This window comes from Aeromicrobium sp. Leaf272, from assembly GCF_001422865.1.
GTDB lineage: Bacteria > Actinomycetota > Actinomycetes > Propionibacteriales > Nocardioidaceae > Aeromicrobium.
On the sequence record NZ_LMMY01000010.1, the window covers coordinates 301,972 to 324,638 of the forward strand.

Consider the following 22,667-nt stretch of genomic DNA (forward strand, 5'->3'; position numbering starts at 1 on the left):
GTGACCACCACCGCCCCATCCCTGTCGCACCCCCGCTGTCGCACCCGCACCACCGTCCGGAAGGACACCTCATGACCCCGACGTCCACCACCGACGCGCCGACCGCCCCCGACTCCCCGAGCACGCTGCGCGCAGCCGTCGGGCTCGGCGGCACCGACACCGCGGCGCTGCGCACGTTCCTGGACGGCCTGCCCGCCGTCGACCCCGTCGGCGTCGAGGCGCGGGCCGCCCAGCTGGCCACGCGCTCCATCAAGAAGGACACCAAGCGGGCCCTGATCGACCTCGCCATCTCGATGGTCGACCTGACCACGCTCGAGGGCGCGGACACCCCGGGCAAGGTCCGGGCCCTGTGCCGCAAGGCCGTGAACCCCGACCGCGAGGTCGAGGGCACGCCGTCGACCGCGGCCGTGTGCGTGTACCCCGACATGGTCGCCGTCGCGGCCGAGGCGGTCGCCGGCACCGGCGTCAAGGTCGCGTCGGTGGCCACGGCGTTCCCGGCGGGGCGTTCGTCGATCGAGGTCAAGCTCGCCGACACCCGCCTGGCCGTCGAGGCCGGCGCCGACGAGATCGACATGGTCATCGACCGTGGTGCGTTCCTCGCCGGCGACTACGGCCTGGTGTTCGACCAGATCGCCCGGGTGAAGGAGGCCGCCGGCTCGGCGCGGCTCAAGGTGATCCTCGAGACCGGCGAGCTCGCCACCTACGACAACGTGCGTCGTGCGTCGTGGCTGGCCCTGATGGCCGGTGGCGACTTCATCAAGACCTCGACGGGCAAGATCTCCCCCGCCGCCACCCTGCCCGTCACCCACGTGATGCTGCAGGCCGTGCGCGACCTGCACGACCTCACCGGCGCCCAGCGCGCCGTCAAGCCCGCGGGCGGCATCCGCACCACCAAGGACGCGATCGCCTACCTCGTCGCCGTCCACGAGGTCGCCGGCCCGCAGTGGCTCGACCCGCACTGGTTCCGCTTCGGCGCCTCCGGCGTCGTCAACGACCTGCTGATGCAGCGCCGCACCCAGACCAACGGCCACTACAGCGGCCCCCGCTACGTGAGCGTCGACTGACCATGCGTCCGTCCGCCGCCCAGCACCACCCGAAGAGATGAGCAGCCCCATGGATCTCGACCTGACCTACGCCCCGGCCCCGGAGTCGGCGGCGATCGCCGCGATCAAGCCGCGGTACCAGATGTTCGTCGCCGGCGAGTTCGTCGACGGCGGCGGCGACGACCTGACGTCGCTCAACCCCGCCACCCGCGAGCCGCTGACCACCGTCAGCACGGCGACGGCGGCCGACGTCGACCGCGCGGTGGCCGCAGCCCGCAAGGCCTACGACGGCCCCTGGTCGCGCATGGGCGGGGCCGAGCGCGGCAAGTACCTGTTCCGCATCGCCCGCGCCATCGCCGAGCGTGCGCGCGAGCTGGCCGTGGCCGAGTCGCTCGACAACGGCAAGCCGATCCGCGAGACCCGCGACTTCGACGTCCCGACCGCCGCCCAGCACTTCTTCCACCACGCCGGCTGGGCCGACAAGCTCGGTCACCTCGGGCTCGGTCCCGCCCCGCGCCCGCTCGGCGTGGCCGGCCAGGTCATCCCGTGGAACTTCCCGCTGCTCATGGCCGCGTGGAAGATCGCCCCTGCGCTGGCCGCCGGCAACACCGTCGTGCTCAAGCCGGCCGAGACGACGCCCGTCACGGCACTCATCCTCGCCGAGATCCTCGCGGACGCCGAGCTGCCGCCCGGCGTCGTCAACATCGTCCCCGGTGCCGGCGACGTGGGCAGCGCCATCGTCAACCACCCCGGCGTCGACAAGGTCGCGTTCACGGGCTCCACGCCCGTCGGCAAGCGCATCCAGTCCGAGCTGGCCGGCACCGGCAAGAAGCTCACCCTCGAGCTCGGCGGCAAGGGCGCGAACATCGTGTTCGCCGACGCCGCCGTGGACCAGGCCGTCGACGGCATCGTGTCGGGCATCTTCTTCAACCAGGGCCAGGTCTGCTGCGCCGGCTCACGCCTGCTCGTGCAGGAGTCCGTGGCCGACGAGGTCGTCGAGAAGCTCAAGAGGCGCATCGAGACGCTGCGCGTCGGTGACCCGCTCGACAAGAACACCGACGTGGGCGCCGTGAACTCCCAGATGCAGTACGACAAGATCACGAACCTCGCCCAGGTCGGCGCCGACGAGGGCGCCACGGTGTGGACGAGCAGCTGCGCGCTCCCGGAGAAGGGCTGGTTCGTGGCCCCCACGGTGTTCACCGACGCCACCGCGTCGATGCGCGTGGCCCGCGAGGAGATCTTCGGCCCGGTGCTCACGACGCTGACCTTCCGCACGCCCGAGGAGGCGCTCGCGAAGGCCAACAACACGCCGTACGGCCTGTCGGCCGGCGTCTGGACCGAGAAGGGCTCGCGCGCCATGGGCATGGCGGCAGGCCTGAAGGCCGGCGTCGTCTGGGACAACACGTTCAACAAGTTCGACCCCACCGCCTCGTTCGGCGGCTACGGCGAGTCCGGCTTCGGACGCGAGGGCGGCACCGCCGGCATGGCGGCCTACCTCGACACCGACGACGAGGGAGCACTCTGATGGCACGACTGTCCGTCGCCAAGACCTACAAGCTGTACATCGGTGGCGCGTTCCCGCGCTCGGAGTCCGGCCGTACCTACCAGGTGCACGACCAGAAGGGGTCGCTCATGGCCAACGCCGCCCTCGCCTCCCGCAAGGACGCCCGCAACGCCGTCGTCGCCGCCCGGTCCGGGTTCTCGAAGTGGGCCGGCGCCACGCCCTACAACCGCGGCCAGGTGCTGTACCGCGTGGCCGAGATGCTCGAGGCCCGCCGGGCCGAGCTCGTCGACCTCATCGTCCAGAGCCGTGGCGCGACCGCGGCCCAGGCGCGCGCCGAGGTCGACGCGTCGATCGACCGCGTCGTGCACTTCGCCGGCTGGACCGACAAGCTGCCCGCCGTCTTCGGTGGCGCCAACGCTGTGTCGGGCCCGTACTTCAGCTACTCCGCACCCGAGCCCACCGGCGTCGTGGCCATCGCGGCGTCGCCGACGTCGGCCCTGCTGCCCCTCGTGGCGGCCGTGCTGCCCGTGCTCGCCGGCGGCAACAGCGTGGTCGTCGTGGCGTCCGAGGCCGACCCGACGGTCGCCGTCACCTTCGCCGAGGTCCTCGCCACGAGCGACGTGCCCGCCGGCGTCGTGAACGTGCTCACCGGCCGGGCTGCCGAGATGATGCCCTGGCTCGCGAGCCACGCCGACGTCAACGGTCTCGACCTCACCGGCATGACGGCCGACGACCGTGTGGAGCTGGAGCGGTCGGCGTCGGGCACCGTGAAGCGGGTCTACTCCCCCCGCCGCGAGCCCGACTTCACCGCCGCCCCCGGCACCGCCCGCCTGCGCGCGTTCCTGGAGATCAAGACCGTCTGGCACCCCGTGGGCGCCGTGTCGCTGGCGGGTGGGTCGGCGTACTGACGTTCGTCGCGTCCTCCGGCTGAGTCCTGACCGGGGCTGCGCGGCCTCGTTCGGGCTTCCGCCTGCTGGTGCGTCGCTGCCGGTGGGCCTTCACTCGCTGCTGCGTCGCTGTGGCTCGCGTCGGGGTGATCTCCGAAAGGGCCTCGACCGGAGCGGTCTCGTCCCGGCTGGGTCTGCGGTGCGCGGCCACGATTCTCCATCTGCGCGTGATCCACCCACGATGCTTCCTTCTCGTGGACCGTGCCTCACGAAGGAAGCATCGTGGCGACGAAAAGGACCCTGTACGGGCAGTAATTCTCCCTTCTCGTGGACCGTCCCACGCAAAGGGAGAATCCCTGCCCACCCGACGCACGAGATGCCCCCTGCGGACGCAGGATTCTGCCTTCACGTGCAGAAACCCGAACGATGCTGCGTTCACCACGGGATCCGACCACCAACGCAGCATCCTTCGCCCCTTCATGCACCAACGCAGAATCCTGCGTCCCCCGGGCCACCCCCCGAGAGCCCACCCGAACCCGGACCCATCCGCCGGTCGAGGCCCTTTCGGAACGCAGGTCCAGTCGCAGCCACAGCGACGCAGCACCGAGCGAAGGCCCAGCCGAGCCAGCGCAGCACCGATCGAACGCCCAGACGAGTCAGCACAACACGCAGCGAAGCTCAGACCGAGTCAGCGCAGCACCGAGCGAACGCCCAACCGAAGCGACGCAGCAGCCGCCCCACGGCCCCCGTGCGGACGACCGCTCAGGCGCCGTTGGCCTCGATGAGGACGGTGACGGTCTCGGCGACGCACGCCGGCTTGTCCTTGCCCTTGATCTCGATCTGGTGGCGCAGGGTCACCTGCTGGCCGCGCTCGACGTCCTGGACGTCCAGCACCGTCACGCGGTTGCGCAGCTTCGAGCCGACGACCACCGGCGTCATGAACCGCACCTTGTTGAGGCCGTAGTTCACCCGCGCGACGTCGCCGGCGAAGGCGTAGACCTGGGCGCCCAGGAAGGGCAGCAGCGACAACGTCAGGTAGCCGTGGGCGATCGTGGTGCCGAACGGTCCCTCGGCCGCCCGCTCGGGATCGACGTGGATCCACTGACGGTCGCCGGTCGCGTCGGCGAAGAGGTCGATCCGCTCCTGGGAGATCTGGACCCACTCGCTCACGCCCAGCTCGTCACCCACGGACCCGGCGACCTCGTGACGGTCGTTGAGCACACGCATGCAGTCGACCCTAACCAATCCGGTCGATGACCACATCCGCGGACGCGCCGCCGACGCCCGACGCGGTGGCCTCGACCCGCACCGCGCCCTCGAGCGCCTCGAGCGCGCGCTCGAAGCGTTCGGGCGTGTCGGTGTGCAGGGTCATCAGGGGCGCACCGGCACGAACCTCGTCGCCCGGCTTGGCGTGCAGCTCGATGCCGGCACCGGCCTGCACGTCCTCCCCCGGACGGGACCGACCCGCGCCGAGACGCCACGCCGAGACGCCGACGCCGAACGCGTCCAGGGTCGTGAGGACGCCGTCGGACTCGGCAGTCACCACGTGCGTCTCGCGGGCCGTGGGGAGCGGAGCGTCGGGGTCGCCACCTTGGGCGGAGATCATGCGCCGCCAGGCGTCCATCGCGCGACCGTCGGCCAGGGCGTCGGCCGGGTCGACGTCGGTGCGTCCGGCCGCCGCCAGCATCTCGCGGGCCAGGGCGAGCGTGAGGTCCACGACGTCGGAAGGCCCGCCCCCGGCGAGGACCTCGACCGACTCGCGGACCTCGAGCGCGTTGCCCGCGGTGAGGCCGAGCGGGGTGGACATGTCGGTCAGCAGCGCCACGGTGGTCACGCCTGCGTCGGTGCCCAGCGCCACCATCGTCTCGGCCAGCTCGCGCGCGTTCTCCTCGGTCTTCATGAACGCGCCCGACCCGACCTTCACGTCGAGCACGAGCGCGCCGGTGCCCTCGGCGATCTTCTTGCTCATGATCGAGCTGGCGATGAGCGGGATCGCCTCGACGGTGCCGGTCACGTCGCGCAGGGCGTAGAGCTTCTTGTCCGCGGGCGCCAGGCCCGTGCCGGCCGCGCAGATGACGGCGCCGACGTCCTCCAGCTGCGCGAGCATCTCCTCGTTGCTGAGCGCGGCGCGCCATCCGGGGATCGACTCGAGCTTGTCGAGCGTGCCGCCGGTGTGCCCGAGCCCGCGGCCCGAGAGCTGCGGCACGGCCACGCCGCACGCCGCGACGAGCGGGGCGAGCGGGAGGGTGATCTTGTCCCCCACACCGCCCGTGGAGTGCTTGTCCGCGGTCGGACGGCTGAGGGACGAGAAGTCCATCCGCTCGCCGCTGGCGATCATGGCGTTCGTCCATCGGGCGATCTCGCGCCGGTCCATGCCGTTCAGCAGGATCGCCATGGCCAGGGCCGACATCTGCTCCGGTGCCACCACCCCGCGGGTGTAGGCGTCGACCACCCAGTCGATCTGCTCGTCGGTGAGGGCGTGCCGGTCGCGCTTGGCCGCGATGACCGCAGGGGCGTCGAAGCGCTCGGTGCCGGAGGGGGGCGGGGTCTGGCTCATGTCAGGGTCACCTCGAGGGACTCGTAGCCGCGCAGCACCCAGGTGGGCCGCCGCGGGGCGACGCCGGTGAGCGCGATCGTGGGGAAGCGCTCGAGGAGCCGTCGGACGGTGATCTCGAGCTCGACGCGCGCGAGCGGCGCGCCCAGGCAGAAGTGCAGGCCCATGCCGAAGCCGACGTGGGGGTTGGGGTCGCGCGCGACGTCGAAGTCGTCGGCCCGCTCGAACACGTCGGCGTCGCGGTTGGCCGAGCCCATGAGGCAGGCCACCGTCTCACCCGCACGGACGGTCACGCCCGCGACCTCGACGTCGGTGGTGGCCGTCCGCTCGAACATCTGCAGAGGGGCGTCGTAGCGGATGAGCTCCTCGAGCGCGGTGGCCACGCTGACCTCACCCCCGGTGACCCGGGCCAGCTGGTCGCGGTGCGACAGCAGCGCGTGCATGCCGTTGCCGAACACGTTGACCGACGCCTCGTGGCCGGCGTTGAGCAGGAGGACCACGGTCGCCACGAGCTCGTCGTCGCTGAAGCCCTTCCCGTCCTGCCGCTCCCTGACCAGGTCGCTGACGAGGTCGTCGCCCGGCTCCCGGCGGCGCAGCTCGACGACCTCGCGCACGTAGGCGGCGAACTCGCTGCTGGCCGTCACGGCCGCGGCGCGGACGTCGTCGCCGACACCCTGCTCGTACATGTGCACGATGGCCTGGGACCAGTCGCGCAGCCGCTCGTGGTCCTCACGCGGCACACCGAGCAGGTCGGCTATGACGAACACCGGCATGGGCTCGGCGTAGCGCGCCAGCAGGTCGACGGGCCGACCCGCACGGAGGTCGTCGGCGAGGTCGTCGAGCATCTCGTCGGCGAGCACCTCGATGCGCGGGCCCATCCGCTCCACGTGGCCGCGGGAGAACGCACCGGCCAGCAGCCGACGCATGCGGGTGTGCTCCGGGGGCTCGTTCTCCATGAGCTGGTTGCGGTGCAGCGTGTTGAACGGCTCCATCTGCTCGGAGGGCTCCCAGTCCGTCCAGAGCCGACCGAGGCTGCGGTTGCGCAGCACGGCGCTCACCGCCGCGTGGGTGGTGGCCACCCATCGACCCTCCCGCTCCGACCGCAGCATCGGCCCGGCGGCGCGCCACCGGGCCAGCAACGGGTACGGGTCGTCGAGCAGGTCGGGGCTGGTGAGGTCGGGGACGACCGTCACTCCTCGCCCCCCTGACCGGGAGCGCGGTCGTCGGCCCCCTCGCCGGAGGCGAGATCATCAGCACCGAACGCATCGGGCAGGACCTCGTCCATGGTCCGCACGCCCGAGGCGGTGAGCAGTTGCATGGCCGGACCTCCGTTCTCCCACAGGAGCTGACGGCACCGGCCGCACGGCATGAGCGGACGGCCCTCGCCGTCCACGCACGCGACCGCGACCAGACGGCCACCGCCCGTGGCGTGCAGCGCGGAGACCATGCCGCACTCGGCGCACAGGGCCACGCCGTAGGCCGCGTTCTCGACGTTGCAGCCGAGCACCACCCGGCCGTCGTCGACCAGGCCGGCCACACCGACCTTGTAGTGCGAGTACGGGGCGTAGGCGCGCTGCATGACCTCGGTGGCGTACCTCGTGAGGGCGCCCCAGTCGACGGGGTCGTCGGCGGTGCTGATGCCGAGACCGAACGATTCGGCCACTAGCCCGCACTCCCCTTGCGGTACGGCTTGCCGTCCGCGGCCGGCATGCGCAGGCGTTGGGAGAACAGCGCCAGCACGAGCAGCGTGGTGAGGTACGGCGTCATGCCGGTGAGGTCCTCCGGGACCGAGCTGGTCAGGAAGTACCAGCCGGCCACGACGACGCCCAGGAGCGCCGCCACGAGGGACGACCGACGTCCGTGCTGGCGCCACTGCCAGATGGCCAGCGCCACGAGGCCGACGGCGACGAGCAGCAGCAGCCCGTGGATCGTGTCGCCACCGCCGCGCAGGCGCAGCGTGTCGGTGTAGCCGAACAGGCCGGCGCCGGCCAGCAGGCCGCCGGGACGCCAGTTGCCGAAGATCATGGCGGCCAGGCCGATGTAGCCGCGACCGCCGGTCTGTCCGTCGCGGAAGCCGTTGGCCGCCACGAGCGCCAGGAACCCGCCGGCCAGACCCGCGAACGCACCGGAGGTGACCACGGCGACGAACTTGTAGCGGATGACGTTCACGCCGAGCGACTCCGCCGCCGCCGGGCTCTCGCCCACCGAGCGCAGCCGCAGGCCGAACCGGGTCCGCCACAGCAGGTACCAGGTGAGCACGAACAGGGCGAGCGCGATGAGCGTGAGCACGTTGAGGTTCGACACGAGGGCACGCAGGAGCGCGGCCAGGTCGGACAGGAAGAACCAGTTCTTGGCCTCGAGGTCGCCGAGCGGGTCGGCGAGCGCACTGATGGTGATGCTCGGCAGGTCGTCGATGCGCGGCGACTGCGTCTGACCACCGCCGGGCACGCCCGTGAACGCGAGCACCGCGAGGTACTGCACGGCGCCGAGCGCGATGATGTTGATCGCGACGCCGGAGACGATGTGGTCGACGCCGAAGATGACGGTGGCCACGGCGTGCAGCAGCCCGCCCAGGGCGCCGAAGCCGATGGCACCCAGCACGCCCCACCAGGGACCCACGAAGTAGCCGTAGTAGCCGGCGCCGAAGGTGCCGAGGATCATCATGCCCTCGAGGCCGATGTTCACCACGCCCGCGCGCTCGGCCCACAGGCCGCCCAGGCCGGCCAGACCGATCGGCACCGCTGCCACGAGGGTCGCGCGCAGCGTGCCCGAGGAGTTGAGGTCGTCGGCTCCGGTGATCACCCGCAGCGCGGAGAACAGCAGCAGCAGACCCGCGATGCCGAGCAGCACCACCGGGAACGTGATCCGCGACCTCGTCGCGGGAGCCGTCGGCGCGCCGCCGACCGGTGGAGTCGCGATGCTCATCGACTCACTCCTTCCGTCGTGGGGCCGGTCGGTCTGTCGTCGTCGAGGGTCGCGGCCACCTGGCGCTGCTCGAGGCGCACACCGTAGCGACGCACCACCTCGTAGGCGATGACGACGGTCAGCACGATCGTCCCCTGCGTGATCTTGACGATGTCGGGCGAGACGTCGAGCAGGATCTGCAGCGGGTTGGACTGCTCGTCCAGGAAGGCGAACAGCAGTGCGCCGAGCGCGATGCCGATCGGGTGGTTGCGACCCAGCAGCGCGATCGCGATGCCCGCGAAGCCGAGGCCCGACTGGAAGGTCGAGCCGTACGCGAAGGCCTCGCCGAACAGGATCGGCAGACCCACGAGGCCCGCCGCCGCACCGGACAGCAGCATCGAGACGAGGACCATCTTCTTGACGTCGATGCCGGAGGCCACCGCGGCGCTCTCGGAGAGGCCGGTGGCCCGCAGGTCGAAGCCGAACCGGGTCTTGTTGATGACGAGCCAGTACGCGACACCCACGAGGATCGCGAGGAACACGAACCCGTAGACCTGGTTCGGCGCCCCGGGGAAGAGCGTGAAGCCGGGGATCCGGCTGCGCTCCGGGATCTCCTTGGTGGCCACGATGTTGGAGCCCGGGTCGCTCACGGCCGCCTTGCGCAACATGAAGGCCACGAGGGCGGTCGCGATCGCGTTGAGCATGATCGTGGAGATCACCTCCGAGACGCCGCGCGTGACGCGCAGGAGCCCGGCGATGCCGGCCCAGGCCGCACCCACCAGCATCGCGGCGAGGATCGCGGCGGCCGTGTTGAGCCAGCCGGGCAGCCACGCCTCGCCGGCCACGACCGCGGCGGCGAACGACGCCACGCGGTACTGGCCGTCGACGCCGATGTTGAACAGGTTCATCCGGAAGCCGATGGCCACCGCCACGCCCGACAGGTAGTAGACGGTGGCCGCGTTGACGATGTTGGTGAGCCCGCGTGCCTCGGGCACGCTGAGGATCTGGCCCCACACACCACCGACGGAGTCGCCGGCCACGACGAGCACCAGGCTCGTGATGAGGAACGCCGCCACGAGGGCGAGGACGGGCGCGGCCGCCGCGAGGGCGATGCGCTTGAGTCGCTGGTCGGTCATGCCGGACCTCCTTCGTCGGCACCGGTCATGGCCGAGCCCAGCTGCTGGGGGGTGACGGTGGCGGGGTCGAACGTGCCGACCAGGCGACCGCGCAGGATCACCCGGATGGTGTCCGAGAGGCCGATCAGCTCGTCGAGGTCGGCCGAGATCAGCAGCACCGCCAGACCGTCGCGCCGTGCCTGCTTGATGTGGTCCCAGATCGCCGCCTGGGCGCCGACGTCGACGCCGCGGGTGGGGTGCGAGGCGACGAGCAGGCTCGGCTCGCCCGTCATCTCGCGACCGATGATGAGCTTCTGCTGGTTGCCGCCGGACAGGGCGCGGGCCAGCGTGTCGATGCCAGGGGTGCGGACGTCGTAGGCGTCGACGATGCGCTGGGTGTCCTGACGGGCACCGGCGCGGTCGATGAACGGACCCTTGACGTTGGGCTCGCGCGTCTGGTGGCCGAGCACCCGGTTCTCCCACAGCGGGGCGTCGAGCAGGAGCCCGTGCCGGTGCCGGTCCTCGGGGATGTAGCCGATGCCGGCCTCGCGGCGCAGCCGCGTGGACCGGCCGGCCAGGTCGTCACCGTTGAGCGCGATGCTGCCGGTGGCACCCGGACGCATGCCCATGACGGCCTCGACCAGCTCGGCCTGGCCGTTGCCCTCCACGCCTGCGATGCCGAGGATCTCGCCGCGGTGGATCGTCAGGTCGATGTCGGCCAGGAGCGGCCTACCCGACCCCGCCGGCGCGGGAAGTCCGAGGTCGCGGACCTCCAGGACCGGCTGGTCGGTCACGGTGGACGTCTCGGTGCTGGGGCTCGGCAGCTCCGAGCCGACCATGAGCTCGGCCAGCTGACGCGACGTGACGCCGGCGGCCGGACGCGTCTCGACGGTGGTGCCCCGACGGACGACGGTGACCGTGTCGGCGACCGACAGCACCTCGTCGAGCTTGTGGGAGATGAAGATGACCGCGAGGCCCTCCGCCTTGAGCTCGCGCAGGTTCTCGAACAGCTCGTCGACCTCCTGCGGCACGAGGACGGCGGTCGGCTCGTCGAGGATGATCACGGAGGCGCCGCGGTACAGCACCTTGAGGATCTCGATGCGCTGGCGTGCACCGACGCCGAGGTCCTCCACGAGGGCGTCGGGGTCGACGTCGAGCCCGTAGGCCTCGGAGATGCGCCGGATCTCCGCGCGTGCGGCGTCGCCGATGCCGTGCAGCTTCTCCGCGCCCAGCACGACGTTCTCGAGCACGGTGAAGTTGTCGGCGAGCATGAAGTGCTGGAACACCATGCCCACGCCGGCGGCGATCGCGTCGGACGGGGACGAGAGCTCGACCGGCTTGCCGTGCACCTCGATCGTCCCGGAGTCCGGCTTCTGGACGCCGTAGAGGATCTTCATGAGCGTCGACTTGCCGGCACCGTTCTCGCCGACGATCGCGTGCACGGTCCCCCGTCGCACGTCGATGTCGATGTCGTGGTTGGCGATGACACCGGGGAACGTCTTGCCGATGCCGCGCAGCCGGACGACGACGTCGCCCGCCCCGGGATCGAGGTCGGTGGTCTCGTCGGGGACGGACGTGGTCACGCAGCACTCCTCAGAGGCGGGTCCGGCCGCGGGGCCGGAGGGATGGAGCAGGTCACACAGGCAACGGCCCGGCCCCACGCTCGCGCGCAGGGCCGGACCGCGTCAAGGATGCGAGGTCCCTGGACGTCCGTTCACTCGCTCGGGACGGTGATCTCGCCGTCCACGATCTGCTGCTTGTACTCGTCGAGCTTGTCGGCGATGTCGTCGACCTGACCGCCGGTGGTGGAGTAGCCCACACCGTCGACCTTGAGGTCGTAGACCGTCGGGCCCGTGGGAGCGGCGCCGTCGGCGACACCCTTCAGGTACGCGAACACGGCGACGTCGATGTTCTTCAGCATCGACGTCAGGATCACGTCGCGGACGGACTCGTCGGCCGTCAGCGCCTGGTCGGAGTCGACGCCGATGGCCTTGGCGTCGGCGGCCGAGGCGGCCTCGAACACACCGCCACCGGAACCGCCGGCAGCGTGGTAGACCACGTCGGCGCCCTTGTCGTACATGCCCTCGGCGGCCGTCTTGCCCTTGGCCGGGTCACCGAAGCCGCTGAAGTCCGGCGGCTGCGTGAGGTAGCGGGCCTGGATCTCGATGTCGGGGTTCACGGCCTTCGCGCCGGCCTCGTAGCCGACCTCGAACTTCTTGATCAGCGGCGTCTCGACACCACCGACGAAGCCGATGTTGCCGGACTCGGACTTGAGCGCGGCAGCGGCGCCCACGAGGAAGGAGCCCTGCTCCTCGGCGAAGAGGAGGTTGGCGACGTTCTCGCCCTCGACACCGTCGTCGATGATCGCGAAGTCGACGTCGGGGTTGGCCTTGGCGACCTTGCCGACGGCCTGCGAGTAGGCGAAGCCCACGGCGATGACCGGGTTGTAGTCGGCGTCGACGAGCTGCTGGAGGCGACCCTCACGGGCGGACTCGGGCTCGCCGTCCTGCGCCTCGGCGGTCTGGACCTCGAAGCCCAGCTCGCACTCGGCCTTGTCGAGGCCCTTGGCGGCGGAGTCGTTGAACGACTGGTCGCCACGTCCACCGACGTCGAAGGCCATGCCGACCTTCGTGTCGACCTTCTCGACGCAGTCGTCACCGGAAGCGGTGTCGTCGTCGTTGCTCGAGCTGTTGTTCGCGCAGCCCGCACCGGCGAGCACGAGTGCGGCCACGCCGGCGACGGCGGTGACCTTGGTGAGTCGACGCAAAGTTCCTCCTTGAGACATCGCCGGAGAGCCCGGCACGCCTGCACCCTAGCCGCGCCCGGGGGTCCTTCGGGAGGTCCTGCGCCCGATTGCGACGGGCCGTAACCGATTCGTCACCTTCGGGGGCGCCGCTAGAGCAGGGCGGAGCAGGCGAGCACCTTGGCGCCCACGGCGATGGCGCGCTCGTCGGGCCGGAAGTTCCCCTGGTGCAGGTCGTAGGTGGGCCCGTCGGGCGTGCGTGTGCCGAGTCGACCCATCGCTCCGGGGACCGCCTCGACGTACCACGCGAAGTCCTCGCCGCCGAGGCTCTGCGTGGTGGTGGCCACCGCGGCGGGCCCGATGGCGTCGGAGACCGCGCGGCGGAGCAGCTCGGTGACCCCGAAGTCGTTGACCACGGGCGGGACGCCGCGCACGTAGGTGACGTCGGCGCTCACGCCGAACGGCTCGATGATGTCGGCGATGAGCCCACGCACCAGGTGCTCGGCCTGGTGCCAGGCCGCGGAGTCGAGCATGCGCAGCGTGCCGCTGAGCTCGCCGGTGGAGGGGATCACGTTGGCGGCGTTGCCGGCTCGCACCGACCCCCACACCAGGCTGGCGCCCGAGCGAGGGTCGAAGCGGCGCGACAGCACGGCCGGCAGCTGCGTCACGAGGCTCGCGAGCGCGTAGGTGAGGTCCTCGGTGAGGTGCGGTCGCGACGTGTGCCCGCCGCGACCGGAGAGCGTGACCTGGATGCGGTCCGACGCTCCCGTGATCGGTCCCTCGCGCAGGCCCACCTGGCCGACGTCGAGCGACGGGTCGCAGTGCAGTGCCACGATGCGCGAGACCCCGCGCAGGACACCGGCCGAGAGCAGGCGCAGCGCACCGCCGGGCATGACCTCCTCCGCGGGCTGGAAGATCAGGCGGACCCGGCGCGGCAGGCCGCCGGCCACGTGCAGCTCCTGCAGCGCCACGGCGGCCCCCACGAGCGCCGACACGTGGACGTCGTGGCCGCAGGCGTGGGCGACGCCGGGCGACGTCGAGCGCCACGGGTCGGAGGTGGTGTCGTCGATCGGGAGGGCGTCGAGGTCGGCCCGCAGGGCCACGATCGGCCCCTCCTCGGGTCCGATCTCGGCCACGAGCCCGGTGCCCTCGAAGCGCTCGTAGGAGACGCCCAGCTTGTCCATCCACGCGGCGACCACGTCGGTGGTGCGCTCCTCGTGCCAGGACAACTCGGGGCTCGCGTGCAGGTCACGCCGCAGCTCGATGAGATCGGGCGTCACGACCTCGATCGAGCGGGAGACGGCGTCGATGGACATTCCTCCAGGGTATCCCCGGCCGGCGATCGGCGCGGACGCCGTCCAGGACCGCCGACGCCGTCATCGTCCTACGGTCGGCCGAGGGCGCGCTGGATCTGCTCGATCGTCTCGTCGGCGAGCCTCTCGATCGGCCGCTTGAGCACGAGGGGCGCGAGGGCGTGCAGCAGGAACGGGAACTCGAACTGGGCCCGGTAGTGGACCTGCGTGCCCCCGCCCTCCACGCTGTCGTCGGGCGTGAACGTCATGACGTCGGTGGCCGTCGTGCGCCCGTTGACCCCACGGCAGGCGAAGAACGTGGGCGGGTCGTAGCCGACGGTCTCGTACTCGAGCGCCACCGTGCGCCCCATGAAGCGGGAGCGGTTCGCGTACCGGGTGCCCATGCCGCCGTCACCCGACAGGCGCGTCGTCTCGATCGTGCCGGGGTCCCAGTGCTCGGTGTTCTCGAAGTCGCTGAGGTAGGCGAAGACCTCCTCGACCGGCCGCGGCAGGTGGAAGGTGCGCTCGACGTCCATGCTGCGAGCGTAGGCGAGTCGCGATGGCGTGGAGCTCCTGCCGGTCGATCTGGCGACGGTGCGCGTACCAGAGCAGCGCCAGGGCGACCCCGACCAGCGAGAGCGCGCCGCCGCCGACGAGCGTCCACCGGGCCCCGAAGGTCTCACCGACCCAGCCGATGAACGGCGACCCGAGCGGCGTGCCACCCATGAAGATCATCAGGTAGAGCGCCGCCACCCGGCCACGCATGACCGGCTCGGTGGNNCACCAGCGCGTACGAGAGGTAGCCGGGCATGAGACCGGCGACGATCTCGACGACGCCGAAGGCGATGGCGGCGCCCACCACGAAACGCAGGCGTGGGCGCTCACGTCGGGCGGCGAGCAGGGCCCCGGCCAGGGAGCCGATCGCCATGATGGAGCCGAGGATCCCGTACTCCCCCGCCCCCTTCTCGAAGACGTCGGTGGCCATCAGGGCACTGGTCATCTGGAAGTTCAGGCCGAAGGTGCCGACGGCGAACACGATCGTCAGCACGAGGACGAGGTCGGGTCGGGACCGGACGTAACGCACCCCGTCGCGGACCGCCCCCTTGCGCGAGCCCATGACGGGCGCCGGGGCGAGGCGTGCCGGGTCGAGCTTCTGCAGCGACGCGATGACGGCGAGGTAGCTGACGGCGTTGGCGAGGATGACCCAGCCGGTCGCCTCGACCCCGGAACCGCCGGCCGCGATGAGCAGGCCGGCGAGCGCCGGGCCGACCATGCGGGCGGAGTTGAACGAGGCGGAGTTGAGGCCCACCGCGTTGGACAGGTCCTCCGGTCCGACCATCTCGACCACGAACGACTGGCGTGCGGGGGCGTCGAACGCGGTGCCGACGCCGAAGACGAACGCCAGCAGGTAGACGTGCCAGACCTCGACGGCACCCGTGATCGCCAGCACGCCCAGGACGGCGGCGGGGATCGCCATGGCCACCTGGGTGCAGCGCAGCACCGTCCGCTTGGGGAACCGGTCGGCCACCACCCCGGCCACGGGCGACAGCAGCAGCGCCGGGAGGAACTGCAGCCCGGTGGTGATGCCGAGCGCGGTGCCGCTCGACGTCAGCTGGAGGACCAGCCAGTCCTGGGCGACGCGCTGCATCCACGTGCCGATGTTGGAGACGATGGCACCGGCGGCGTAGACGCGGAAGTTGCGGACGTGCAGGGCGCGGAAGGTGGGACTCACGAGTCCACCTCCGCCCTCATGAGTCGGTGATCCGCGTGAGGATCGCCGCCGCCTCGCGCAGGACGGCGCGCTCGCGGGCATCGAGGCTCGTGAGCCGCTGGTGCAGCCACGCGTCGCGTCGCTTCCGCTCCTCCGCCAGGGTCTTCTCGCCGAGGTCGGAGAGGCTGACGACGACCTGTCGACCGTCCTGGGGGTGCGGTGCGCGCTCGACGAGTCCGTCCTCGGCGAGGCAGTTCAGGGTGCGGGTCACGCTGGGGGCGCTCACGCGCTCACGGGCGGCGATCGACGACGGCGACGTCGGGCCCATCTGGCGCAGCGTGCCCAGCACGGACATCTGCGTCGGGGTCAGGTCGGAGTGCCGCTCCTGCCGGAGCCTGCGGTTGAGTCGGGCCACCGCCAGCGCGAGGTTCTGGGAGTCGGTAGGCATGTCCTTAGCCTAGGTCATTAACCATGCTAATTCAAATCTGCAACGATCTCGGCGTCCTGCGGCTGCGCTGCAGCGGGTCGGCCTCGACCTGCGGCTGCGCTGCTGCAGTTGGGCTCGACCTGCGGCTGCGCTGCTGCAGTTGGGCTCGACCTGCGGCTGCGCTGCTGCGGGTCGTCGTGGGTGCGGCCCCCGAAAGGCCTCGACGGAACAGAGGCTCTCGGCGCGGTCGAGCTCGCCGTCCTTCGCCCCCCATCGGTGGATCCTCAACCTCAGGGACGGTGCCGCGGTCGACGATCCACCCATGACCGGCGGGTCATCCCCATCGGTGGATCCTCAACCGCAGAAAGCGTCCTGCGGTTGACGATCCACCGATGACGAGTCCGGACCGGCTCGGGTGGTGGATCCTCAACATCAGGAAGCGTGCTGCGGTTGAGAATCCACCGATGACGGCCCGCGCGGTGCGTTCTCCACCGGTTCCCCGCCCGAGCGGTGCGTTCTCCCCCGATTCCCCGTCCGGGCGGTGAGTTCTCCACCGTCTCGGCGCCGAGACGGTGGAATCTGCACCGCGCAGCCCTGCCGGTCGGTCCATTCGGTGGAGAAGTCACCGCTCGAGGGGGAACAGCGCAGAAGACGGCCCGCAGGATCGGCCGAGGCGCTGGGAGTCGCCCGGTCGAGGCCCTTTCGGAGCCCGACCCCGAGACGGCCGAGCGGACGCAGCCCCTACCCGAGCACCCCCGCCACCGACGCTGGCCGGACGCGAGATCCATCGCACGCGGCGACGCTGCCCCACCCCACGACGACCACCCCGCAGCCCGCCCCCACGACGCACGACCGCCCGCCACCGGAGCGGTGACGGGCGGTCAGGGTGGTGCTGGAGCGTGCTCAGGCGTTGCCGGCGGCGAGGGCGCCGAGCAGGTCGCGGTTGAGCCGCGAGATGACGTCGAGCGGGATGCCCTTGGGGCAGGCTGCCGTGCACTCACCGATGTTGGTGCAGGAGCCGAAGCCCTCGGCGTCGTGCTGGGCGACCATGTCGAGCACGCGGGACTCGCGCTCGGGCTGGCCCTGCGGGAGCAGGCCCAGGTGGGTCACCTTCGCCGCGGTGAACAGCATGGCCGAACCGTTCGGGCAGGCCGCCACGCAGGCGCCGCAGCCGATGCAGGTGGCCGCCGCGAACGCGTGGTCGGCGTCCTCCTTCGGCACGGGCAGGTTGTTGGCCTCCGGCGCCGAGCCGGTGTTGACGCTGATGTAGCCGCCGGCCTGGATGATCCGGTCGAAGGCGCCGCGGTCGACGACGAGGTCCTTGACGATCGGGAACGCGCCCGCCCGCCACGGCTCGATGTCGATGACGTCGCCGTCCTTGAACGAGCGCATGTGCAGCTGGCACGTGGTCGTGACCTCGGGGCCGTGCGCGATGCCGTTGATGACCACGCCGCACGATCCACAGATGCCCTCGCGGCAGTCGTGGTCGAAGGCGACCGGCTCCTCGCCGGCGAGCGTCAGCTGCTCGTTGAGCACGTCGAGCATCTCGAGGAACGACATGTCCTCGGAGACGTCGTCGAGCCCGTAGCCGACCATCTGGCCCTTCGTCTCGGCATTCTTCTGGCGCCAGACGTTGACGGTGATCTTCACTTGCAGCTCCCGTTCACTTGTAGGACCGAGCCTTCATCTCGACGTACTCGTACTCGAGGGGTTCCTTGTGCAGGATCGGCTTCTGGCCGCCCTCGGCGCCGTTGAACTCCCACGCCGCCACGTAGGCGAACTGGTCGTCGTGGCGCAGGGCCTCGCCGTCCTCGGTCTGGCTCTCGGCGCGGAAGTGGCCGCCGCACGACTCCTCGCGGTTCAGCGCGTCGATGCACATCAGCTCGCCGAGCTCGAAGAAGTCCACGACCCGGCCGGCACGCTCGAGCGTCTGGTTGAGCTCCTCGGCCTCGCCGGTGACCTTCACGTTCTTCCAGAAGTCGTCGCGCAGCTCGCGGATGAGGCCGATCGCCTTGATCAGGCCCTCCTCGCTGCGCTCCATGCCGCAGTACTCCCACATGATGTGGCCCAGCTCCTTGTGGTAGCTGTCCACGGTGCGGTTGCCGTCGACGGCCAGCAGTGCGGAGATGCGCTCCTCGACGGCCTCGCGCGCCTCGGTGACGGCCGGGTGGTCGTCGCCCACGGGCTCGAAGGGGCCGTCCGCGAGGTAGTTCGCGATGGTGGTCGGCAGCACGAAGTAGCCGTCGGCCAGGCCCTGCATCAGCGCGGAGGCACCGAGTCGGTTGGCGCCCTGGTCGGAGAAGTTGGCCTCGCCGGTGACGAAGAGGCCCTCGAGGTTGCTCTGCAGGTCGTAGTCGACCCACAGCCCGCCCATGACGTAGTGCACGGCCGGGTAGATGCGCATCGGCTCGTTGTACGGGTCCTCGCCGGTGATCCGGGCGTACATGTCGAACAGGTTCCCGTACTTGGCCTCGACCGCCGGGCGGCCCATGCGCTCGATCGCGTCGGCGAAGTCGAGGTAGACCCCGAGCCCGCCCGGACCGACGCCCTTGCCGTCGTCGCACTGGTACTTGGCCGCACGCGAGGCGATGTCGCGCGGCACCAGGTTGCCGAACGCCGGGTAGATGCGCTCCAGGTAGTAGTCGCGCTCGTCCTCGGGGATGTCGCGCGGGTGGCGGTCGTCGCCGGCCTTCTTGGGCACCCAGATGCGGCCGTCGTTGCGCAGCGACTCGCTCATCAGCGTCAGCTTGGACTGGTAGTCGCCCGAGACGGGGATGCAGGTCGGGTGGATCTGCGTGTAGCAGGGGTTGCCGAAGTAGGCGCCGCGACGGTGCGCGCGCCAGGTGGCGGTCACGTTGCAGCCCATGGCGTTCGTCGACAGGAAGTAGACGTTGCCGTAGCCGCCGCTCGCCAGCACGACGGCGTCGGCGGTGTGCGACTCGATCTCGCCGGTCACCATGTCGCGGACGATGACGCCGCGCGCCTTGCCGTCGACCATGACGAGGTCGAGCATCTCGTGGCGGGTGTGCACGTCGACCGTGCCGGCGGCGACCTGCCGCTCGAGCGCCTGGTAGGCACCGATCAGCAGCTGCTGGCCGGTCTGGCCGCGGGCGTAGAACGTGCGGGAGACCTGCACGCCACCGAAGGAACGGTTGTCGAGCAGGCCGCCGTACTCACGCGCGAACGGCACGCCCTGCGCCACGCACTGGTCGATGATGTTCACCGACACCTGGGCGAGGCGGTAGGAGTTGGACTCGCGCGAGCGGAAGTCGCCGCCCTTGACCGTGTCGTAGAACAGCCGGTACACCGAGTCGCCGTCGTTGCGGTAGTTCTTGGCGGCGTTGATGCCGCCCTGGGCGGCGATCGAGTGGGCGCGGCGCGGGCTGTCCTGGTAGCAGAAGCTCGTGACGTGGTAGCCGGCCTCGCCGAGGGTGGCGGCGGCGGACGCACCGGCAAGACCGGTGCCCACGACGATGACCTTGATCTTGCGTCGGTTCGCGGCGTTGACCAGCTTGGCGTCGAACTGACGCTGCTCCCAGCGACGCTCGATGGGGCCGCTCGGCGCCTTGGCGTCGGCGATGGGGTCGCCGTGCTCGATGAACTGCTCGGCCGCCCCGGTGGGGGTGAAGGTGTCGGTCATCAGGAACCAGCTCCGAAGAAGAAGATCGCGAACGGGACGACGAGGAAGCCGCCGGCGATGACCACCGACAGCACCCAGGACGCGATGGTGATCGTCGAGTCCTTGCGGGTGCTGCTGCGGTTCTGGCCGAGCGTGGTGAGGGCGCTCCAGAAGCCGTGCCACAGGTGGAAGCCGACCGCGACCAGGCCGATCGTGTACAGCAGCACGACCCACCAGATCTCGAAGCCGTTGACCACGCGCTCGTACTTGCTGTCGGACGCGCCGCCCGGGGACAGCCAGTTCGGCAGCATCTGCGCGAGGTGGCCGATGATGAACAGCAGCAGGATCACGCCGCCCCAGCGCATCGTGAACGAGGCGTAGGAGCGCTGGATGCCCGTGCGGTTCTGCTTGGAGTGGTAGCGCGTGGTGCCGGTGTAGCCGGCCGCGACCTTGTTGCGACGCCACAGCGTGATCGCGCAGTACACGTGCGCGACGAGCGCGACGAGCAGCACGACCCGCAGGATCCACAGCGCCCCGCCGTGCGGCAGGTAGGGATAGAAGATGTTCTCCAGTCCCTCGAGGTAGGAGTCGAAGTACTCCTTGCCCTGGAAGAACTTGAGGTTGCCGTACATGTGGACGAGCAGGTAGCCGAGCATGATCAGCCCGGACACGGCCATCGTGTACTTGAGCACGACGGTCGACCTGCGCGCCGACGCGCGAGTCAGAGTAGTGGCCACGCACGCACCGTAACCCTGAAGCACACCTGAGCGCTAAGTCATGATGAGGGCAACCTTCATAGCCTCCGGCTATCACGTTGTAGGCTCGGCCTGTGCAGTTCCAGCAGCTCTCCTACTTCGTGGCGGTGGCGCGCACGCGCAACTTCACGCGCGCTGCCGAGCTGGTCGGGGTGGCACAGCCCAGCCTCTCCAAGCAGGTCCGCGTCCTGGAGAACTCCCTGGGCACGCCGCTGTTCGTCCGCCAGCCCGGCGGCATCGAGCTCACGAGCGCCGGCGAGGCGCTCCTGCCCCATGCCGAGCGCATCCTCATCGACGTCGAGTCGGCGCAGCGTGCGGTGCACGAGGTCGCCGGTCTGCGGCGCGGACGGGTGCGGCTCGGCGCCACCCCGTCGATCTGCGACGGGCTCCTGCCGGAGGTGCTCACACGGTTCCACGAGACCCACCCCCTCATCGAGCTCGAGGTCCACGAAGGGGGTTCACGGGTCCTGACGCACGAGCTGGCGCAGGGGCGGCTCGACCTTGCCCTGCTCATCACGCCGCTGTCCGAGACCCGCCCCGACATCGAGACGGTGCCCCTGCGGCGCGACCGGCTGGTGCTCGCCGCACCCTCCGACGAAACCGCCGACGACGCGCTCCCGTCCGCGGTCGACGTCGCGGCCCTGCGGGACCTGCCCCTCGTCATGTTCCGGACCGGCTACGACCTGCGCGAGACGACGCTGACGGCGTGCGCGCAGGCGGGCTTCTCCCCGCACATCTCCGTCGAGGGTGGCGAGATGCTGTCGGTCCTGCGGTTCGTGGAGTCCGGTCTCGGCTACGCGGTCGTCCCCGAGATGGTGCTGGCCAACCGACCGGGCCTGCGGCCCGTGGCGCTGCGCAACCCGTCCCTGTCGCGCCAGATCGCCCTGGCCCACCGCCGCGACACCCTCCAGCTTGCCGCGCTGGCCTTCCACGACGAGCTGCTGCTGTCGCTGCAGCAACCCGGCTGACGCTCGCCCGCCCACGGGCGGCGGTCAGTCCTGCGAACCGGTGAGCGGGAAGGACAGGTACGTCGACCAGCCCGCGTCCGGCTCGTGGAGGTACAGCGCGATCTCGCCCACCGTGAAGGTGCACGCGAAGTGCTCGAGCGTGGCGTAGGCGCGGTCGAGCGCCGCGTCGTCGAGGTGGTGGGCGACGGTGACGTGCGGGTGGTACGGGAACTCCGGCTCTGGCGCCGCGAGGGCCTCGCGCAGCTCCGCGACCAGCAGCTCGGCCTCGGAGATGCCTCGGCTCACCGCCACGAAGACCACGGGCGAGACCGGCCGGAAGGTGCCCGTGCCCTTGAGGTCGACCTCGAACGGAACCGTCCGGGCGGCCACCGCGGAGAGCCGACCGGCGAGTCGGTCCAGCTCGTCACCGGCCACGACGTCGGGCGGCAGCAGCGTGATGTGGCTCGGGATCTGCTCCGCGAGCGGATCGCCGAACGCGGCCCGGTGCGCGCGCAGCTCCTCGCCGTGCGGCTCCGGGACCGAGATCGCGACCCCGAACGTGCGCGACGCGCCCGCCCCGCCCCGCTCAGGCACCGCGGACGAGCCCGACCTTGTCGTACACGTCGGCCACCACGGGCGCCGCCACCTCACGCGCCCGCGCCGCGCCCCGGGCCAGCTCCCGGTCCAGCTCGGCCGGGTCGTCCAGGTACGCCCGCGTGCGCTCGCCGAAGCCGGCCACGAAGTCGGCCACCACGTCCGCGAGGGCCACCTTGAGGTGTCCGTACTGGCGACCCTCGAACTCGGCGACGACGTCGTCGACCGACGTGCCGGTCACGGCCGAGTACAGGGTGAGCAGGTTGGACACGCCGGGCTTGCCCTCGGGGTCGAACCGGATCTCGTCGCCGGAGTCGGTGACGGCCGAGCGGATCTTCTTCGCCGCCCTCTTCGGGTCGTCGAGCAGGTCGACGATCCCGTTGGGCGAGGAGCCGGACTTGCTCATCTTCGCGGTCGGGTCCTGCAGGTCGCCGATCTTGGCGGCGTCCTTGAGGATGTACGGCTCGGGCTGGCGGAACGTCTCGCCGTAGTGATGGTTGAACCGCTGCGCGAGGTTGCGGGAGAGCTCGAGGTGCTGGCGCTGGTCCTCACCCACGGGCACGTGGTGGGGG

General features: G+C 71.0%; 20 protein-coding genes and 2 pseudogenes. 5 read left to right on the top strand and 17 right to left on the bottom strand.

The window, feature by feature from the left end:
* Nucleotides 1–71 precede the first annotated feature (71 nt).
* The 3 genes from deoC to ASF38_RS06705 are packed head-to-tail and all read left to right on the top strand — an operon-like array spanning nucleotide 72 to nucleotide 3,455.
* Nucleotides 72–1,064 (top strand): deoxyribose-phosphate aldolase, encoded by a 993-nt coding sequence (gene deoC / locus ASF38_RS06695; RefSeq protein WP_056574594.1) that lies wholly within the window; start codon nucleotides 72–74, stop codon nucleotides 1,062–1,064.
* Between the two features lie 49 nt (nucleotides 1,065–1,113).
* The gene (locus ASF38_RS06700) at nucleotides 1,114–2,568 is read left to right on the top strand and encodes an aldehyde dehydrogenase family protein (RefSeq protein ID WP_056574597.1); all 1,455 of its coding nucleotides are present in this window, start codon (nucleotides 1,114–1,116) and stop codon (nucleotides 2,566–2,568) included.
* Nucleotides 2,568–3,455 (top strand): aldehyde dehydrogenase family protein, encoded by an 888-nt coding sequence (locus ASF38_RS06705; protein WP_056574599.1) that lies wholly within the window; start codon nucleotides 2,568–2,570, stop codon nucleotides 3,453–3,455. The genes ASF38_RS06700 and ASF38_RS06705 overlap by 1 nt, the downstream gene beginning before the upstream one ends.
* Before the next feature lie 741 nt (nucleotides 3,456–4,196).
* Here ASF38_RS06705 and ASF38_RS06710 read toward each other — a convergent pair.
* The 10 genes from ASF38_RS06710 to ASF38_RS19070 form a co-directional block, all read right to left on the bottom strand.
* Nucleotides 4,197–4,661, bottom strand: coding sequence for a MaoC family dehydratase (locus ASF38_RS06710; protein ID WP_056574602.1), 465 nt, complete (start codon nucleotides 4,659–4,661; stop codon nucleotides 4,197–4,199).
* Between the two features lie 10 nt (nucleotides 4,662–4,671).
* The gene (locus ASF38_RS06715) at nucleotides 4,672–5,991 is read right to left on the bottom strand and encodes a thymidine phosphorylase (RefSeq protein WP_056574605.1); all 1,320 of its coding nucleotides are present in this window, start codon (nucleotides 5,989–5,991) and stop codon (nucleotides 4,672–4,674) included.
* Nucleotides 5,988–7,181 (bottom strand): cytochrome P450, encoded by a 1,194-nt coding sequence (locus ASF38_RS06720; RefSeq protein WP_235492866.1) that lies wholly within the window; start codon nucleotides 7,179–7,181, stop codon nucleotides 5,988–5,990. The genes ASF38_RS06715 and ASF38_RS06720 overlap by 4 nt, the downstream gene beginning before the upstream one ends.
* Nucleotides 7,178–7,651, bottom strand: coding sequence for a cytidine deaminase (locus ASF38_RS17120; RefSeq protein ID WP_156364670.1), 474 nt, complete (start codon nucleotides 7,649–7,651; stop codon nucleotides 7,178–7,180). Before ASF38_RS17120 ends, ASF38_RS06720 begins: the two co-directional genes overlap by 4 nt.
* Nucleotides 7,651–8,913 carry an ABC transporter permease gene (locus tag ASF38_RS06730; RefSeq protein WP_055969269.1) on the bottom strand — a complete coding sequence of 421 codons (1,263 nt, stop codon included), beginning with the start codon at nucleotides 8,911–8,913 and terminating at the stop codon, nucleotides 7,651–7,653. Before ASF38_RS06730 ends, ASF38_RS17120 begins: the two co-directional genes overlap by 1 nt.
* Nucleotides 8,910–10,028, bottom strand: a complete 1,119-nt coding sequence (locus tag ASF38_RS06735) for an ABC transporter permease (RefSeq protein WP_056574607.1) — start codon at nucleotides 10,026–10,028, stop codon at nucleotides 8,910–8,912. Before ASF38_RS06735 ends, ASF38_RS06730 begins: the two co-directional genes overlap by 4 nt.
* Nucleotides 10,025–11,590 (bottom strand): ABC transporter ATP-binding protein, encoded by a 1,566-nt coding sequence (locus tag ASF38_RS06740; RefSeq protein ID WP_055969276.1) that lies wholly within the window; start codon nucleotides 11,588–11,590, stop codon nucleotides 10,025–10,027. The genes ASF38_RS06735 and ASF38_RS06740 overlap by 4 nt, the downstream gene beginning before the upstream one ends.
* Before the next feature lie 131 nt (nucleotides 11,591–11,721).
* Entirely contained in the window at nucleotides 11,722–12,774 is a 1,053-nt protein-coding gene (locus tag ASF38_RS06745) for a BMP family protein (protein ID WP_055969280.1), read from the bottom strand.
* Nucleotides 12,775–12,902: 128 nt separating this feature from the next.
* Nucleotides 12,903–14,066, bottom strand: coding sequence for an amidohydrolase (locus ASF38_RS06750; protein ID WP_056574610.1), 1,164 nt, complete (start codon nucleotides 14,064–14,066; stop codon nucleotides 12,903–12,905).
* Between the two features lie 68 nt (nucleotides 14,067–14,134).
* The gene (locus tag ASF38_RS19070; RefSeq protein WP_056574612.1) at nucleotides 14,135–14,578 is read right to left on the bottom strand and encodes an SRPBCC family protein; all 444 of its coding nucleotides are present in this window, start codon (nucleotides 14,576–14,578) and stop codon (nucleotides 14,135–14,137) included.
* A 28-nt stretch (nucleotides 14,579–14,606) separates the two neighbouring features.
* On the opposite strand from ASF38_RS19070, the gene ASF38_RS19690 reads away from it, so the two are divergent.
* Nucleotides 14,607–14,821 (top strand): hypothetical protein (locus ASF38_RS19690; protein ID WP_369815175.1); only part of this gene is annotated, 215 nt, incomplete at its 3' end.
* Between the two features lie 2 nt (nucleotides 14,822–14,823).
* On the opposite strand, the pseudogene ASF38_RS06760 reads toward ASF38_RS19690, so the two are convergent.
* The 5 genes and pseudogenes from ASF38_RS06760 to ASF38_RS06780 form a co-directional block, all read right to left on the bottom strand.
* Nucleotides 14,824–15,855: pseudogene (locus tag ASF38_RS06760) on the bottom strand (MFS transporter); the annotation flags it as partial.
* A complete protein-coding gene (locus ASF38_RS06765; RefSeq protein ID WP_055969289.1) occupies nucleotides 15,791–16,201 on the bottom strand; it encodes a MarR family winged helix-turn-helix transcriptional regulator in 411 nt (136 codons plus the stop codon). The pseudogene ASF38_RS06760 and the gene ASF38_RS06765, both read right to left, overlap by 65 nt.
* 882 nt (nucleotides 16,202–17,083) lie before the next feature.
* Complete coding sequence (locus ASF38_RS06770) at nucleotides 17,084–17,830, bottom strand: succinate dehydrogenase/fumarate reductase iron-sulfur subunit (protein WP_056552602.1); 747 nt, start codon at nucleotides 17,828–17,830, stop codon at nucleotides 17,084–17,086.
* 13 nt (nucleotides 17,831–17,843) lie between these two features.
* Complete coding sequence (locus ASF38_RS06775; RefSeq protein WP_055969294.1) at nucleotides 17,844–19,820, bottom strand: fumarate reductase/succinate dehydrogenase flavoprotein subunit; 1,977 nt, start codon at nucleotides 19,818–19,820, stop codon at nucleotides 17,844–17,846.
* The gene (locus tag ASF38_RS06780) at nucleotides 19,820–20,536 is read right to left on the bottom strand and encodes a succinate dehydrogenase cytochrome b subunit (protein ID WP_055969297.1); all 717 of its coding nucleotides are present in this window, start codon (nucleotides 20,534–20,536) and stop codon (nucleotides 19,820–19,822) included. Before ASF38_RS06780 ends, ASF38_RS06775 begins: the two co-directional genes overlap by 1 nt.
* A 92-nt stretch (nucleotides 20,537–20,628) precedes the next feature.
* On the opposite strand from ASF38_RS06780, the gene ASF38_RS06785 reads away from it, so the two are divergent.
* Nucleotides 20,629–21,522: a LysR family transcriptional regulator gene (locus ASF38_RS06785; RefSeq protein ID WP_055969299.1), complete on the top strand. Its 894-nt coding sequence runs from the start codon at nucleotides 20,629–20,631 to the stop codon at nucleotides 21,520–21,522.
* A 24-nt stretch (nucleotides 21,523–21,546) separates the two neighbouring features.
* On the opposite strand, the gene ASF38_RS06790 is transcribed toward ASF38_RS06785, so the two are convergent.
* On the bottom strand, nucleotides 21,547–22,095 hold the full coding sequence (locus ASF38_RS06790) for a 2'-5' RNA ligase family protein (RefSeq protein WP_056574619.1): 549 nt from the start codon (nucleotides 22,093–22,095) through the stop codon (nucleotides 21,547–21,549).
* Nucleotides 22,088–22,667: pseudogene (locus tag ASF38_RS19080) on the bottom strand (tryptophan--tRNA ligase); the annotation flags it as partial. The gene ASF38_RS06790 and the pseudogene ASF38_RS19080, both read right to left, overlap by 8 nt.

Coding starts and splice junctions, on each gene's coding strand:
- deoC (WP_056574594.1), top strand. CDS start 72: ATGACCCCGACGTCCACCACCGACGCGCCGACCGCCCCCGACTCCCCG.
- ASF38_RS06700 (WP_056574597.1), top strand. CDS start 1,114: ATGGATCTCGACCTGACCTACGCCCCGGCCCCGGAGTCGGCGGCGATC.
- ASF38_RS06705 (WP_056574599.1), top strand. CDS start 2,568: ATGGCACGACTGTCCGTCGCCAAGACCTACAAGCTGTACATCGGTGGC.
- ASF38_RS06710 (WP_056574602.1), bottom strand. CDS start 4,661: ATGCGTGTGCTCAACGACCGTCACGAGGTCGCCGGGTCCGTGGGTGAC.
- ASF38_RS06715 (WP_056574605.1), bottom strand. CDS start 5,991: ATGAGCCAGACCCCGCCCCCCTCCGGCACCGAGCGCTTCGACGCCCCT.
- ASF38_RS06730 (WP_055969269.1), bottom strand. CDS start 8,913: ATGAGCATCGCGACTCCACCGGTCGGCGGCGCGCCGACGGCTCCCGCG.
- ASF38_RS06735 (WP_056574607.1), bottom strand. CDS start 10,028: ATGACCGACCAGCGACTCAAGCGCATCGCCCTCGCGGCGGCCGCGCCC.
- ASF38_RS06750 (WP_056574610.1), bottom strand. CDS start 14,066: ATGTCCATCGACGCCGTCTCCCGCTCGATCGAGGTCGTGACGCCCGAT.
- ASF38_RS19070 (WP_056574612.1), bottom strand. CDS start 14,578: ATGGACGTCGAGCGCACCTTCCACCTGCCGCGGCCGGTCGAGGAGGTC.
- ASF38_RS06765 (WP_055969289.1), bottom strand. CDS start 16,201: ATGCCTACCGACTCCCAGAACCTCGCGCTGGCGGTGGCCCGACTCAAC.
- ASF38_RS06775 (WP_055969294.1), bottom strand. CDS start 19,820: ATGACCGACACCTTCACCCCCACCGGGGCGGCCGAGCAGTTCATCGAG.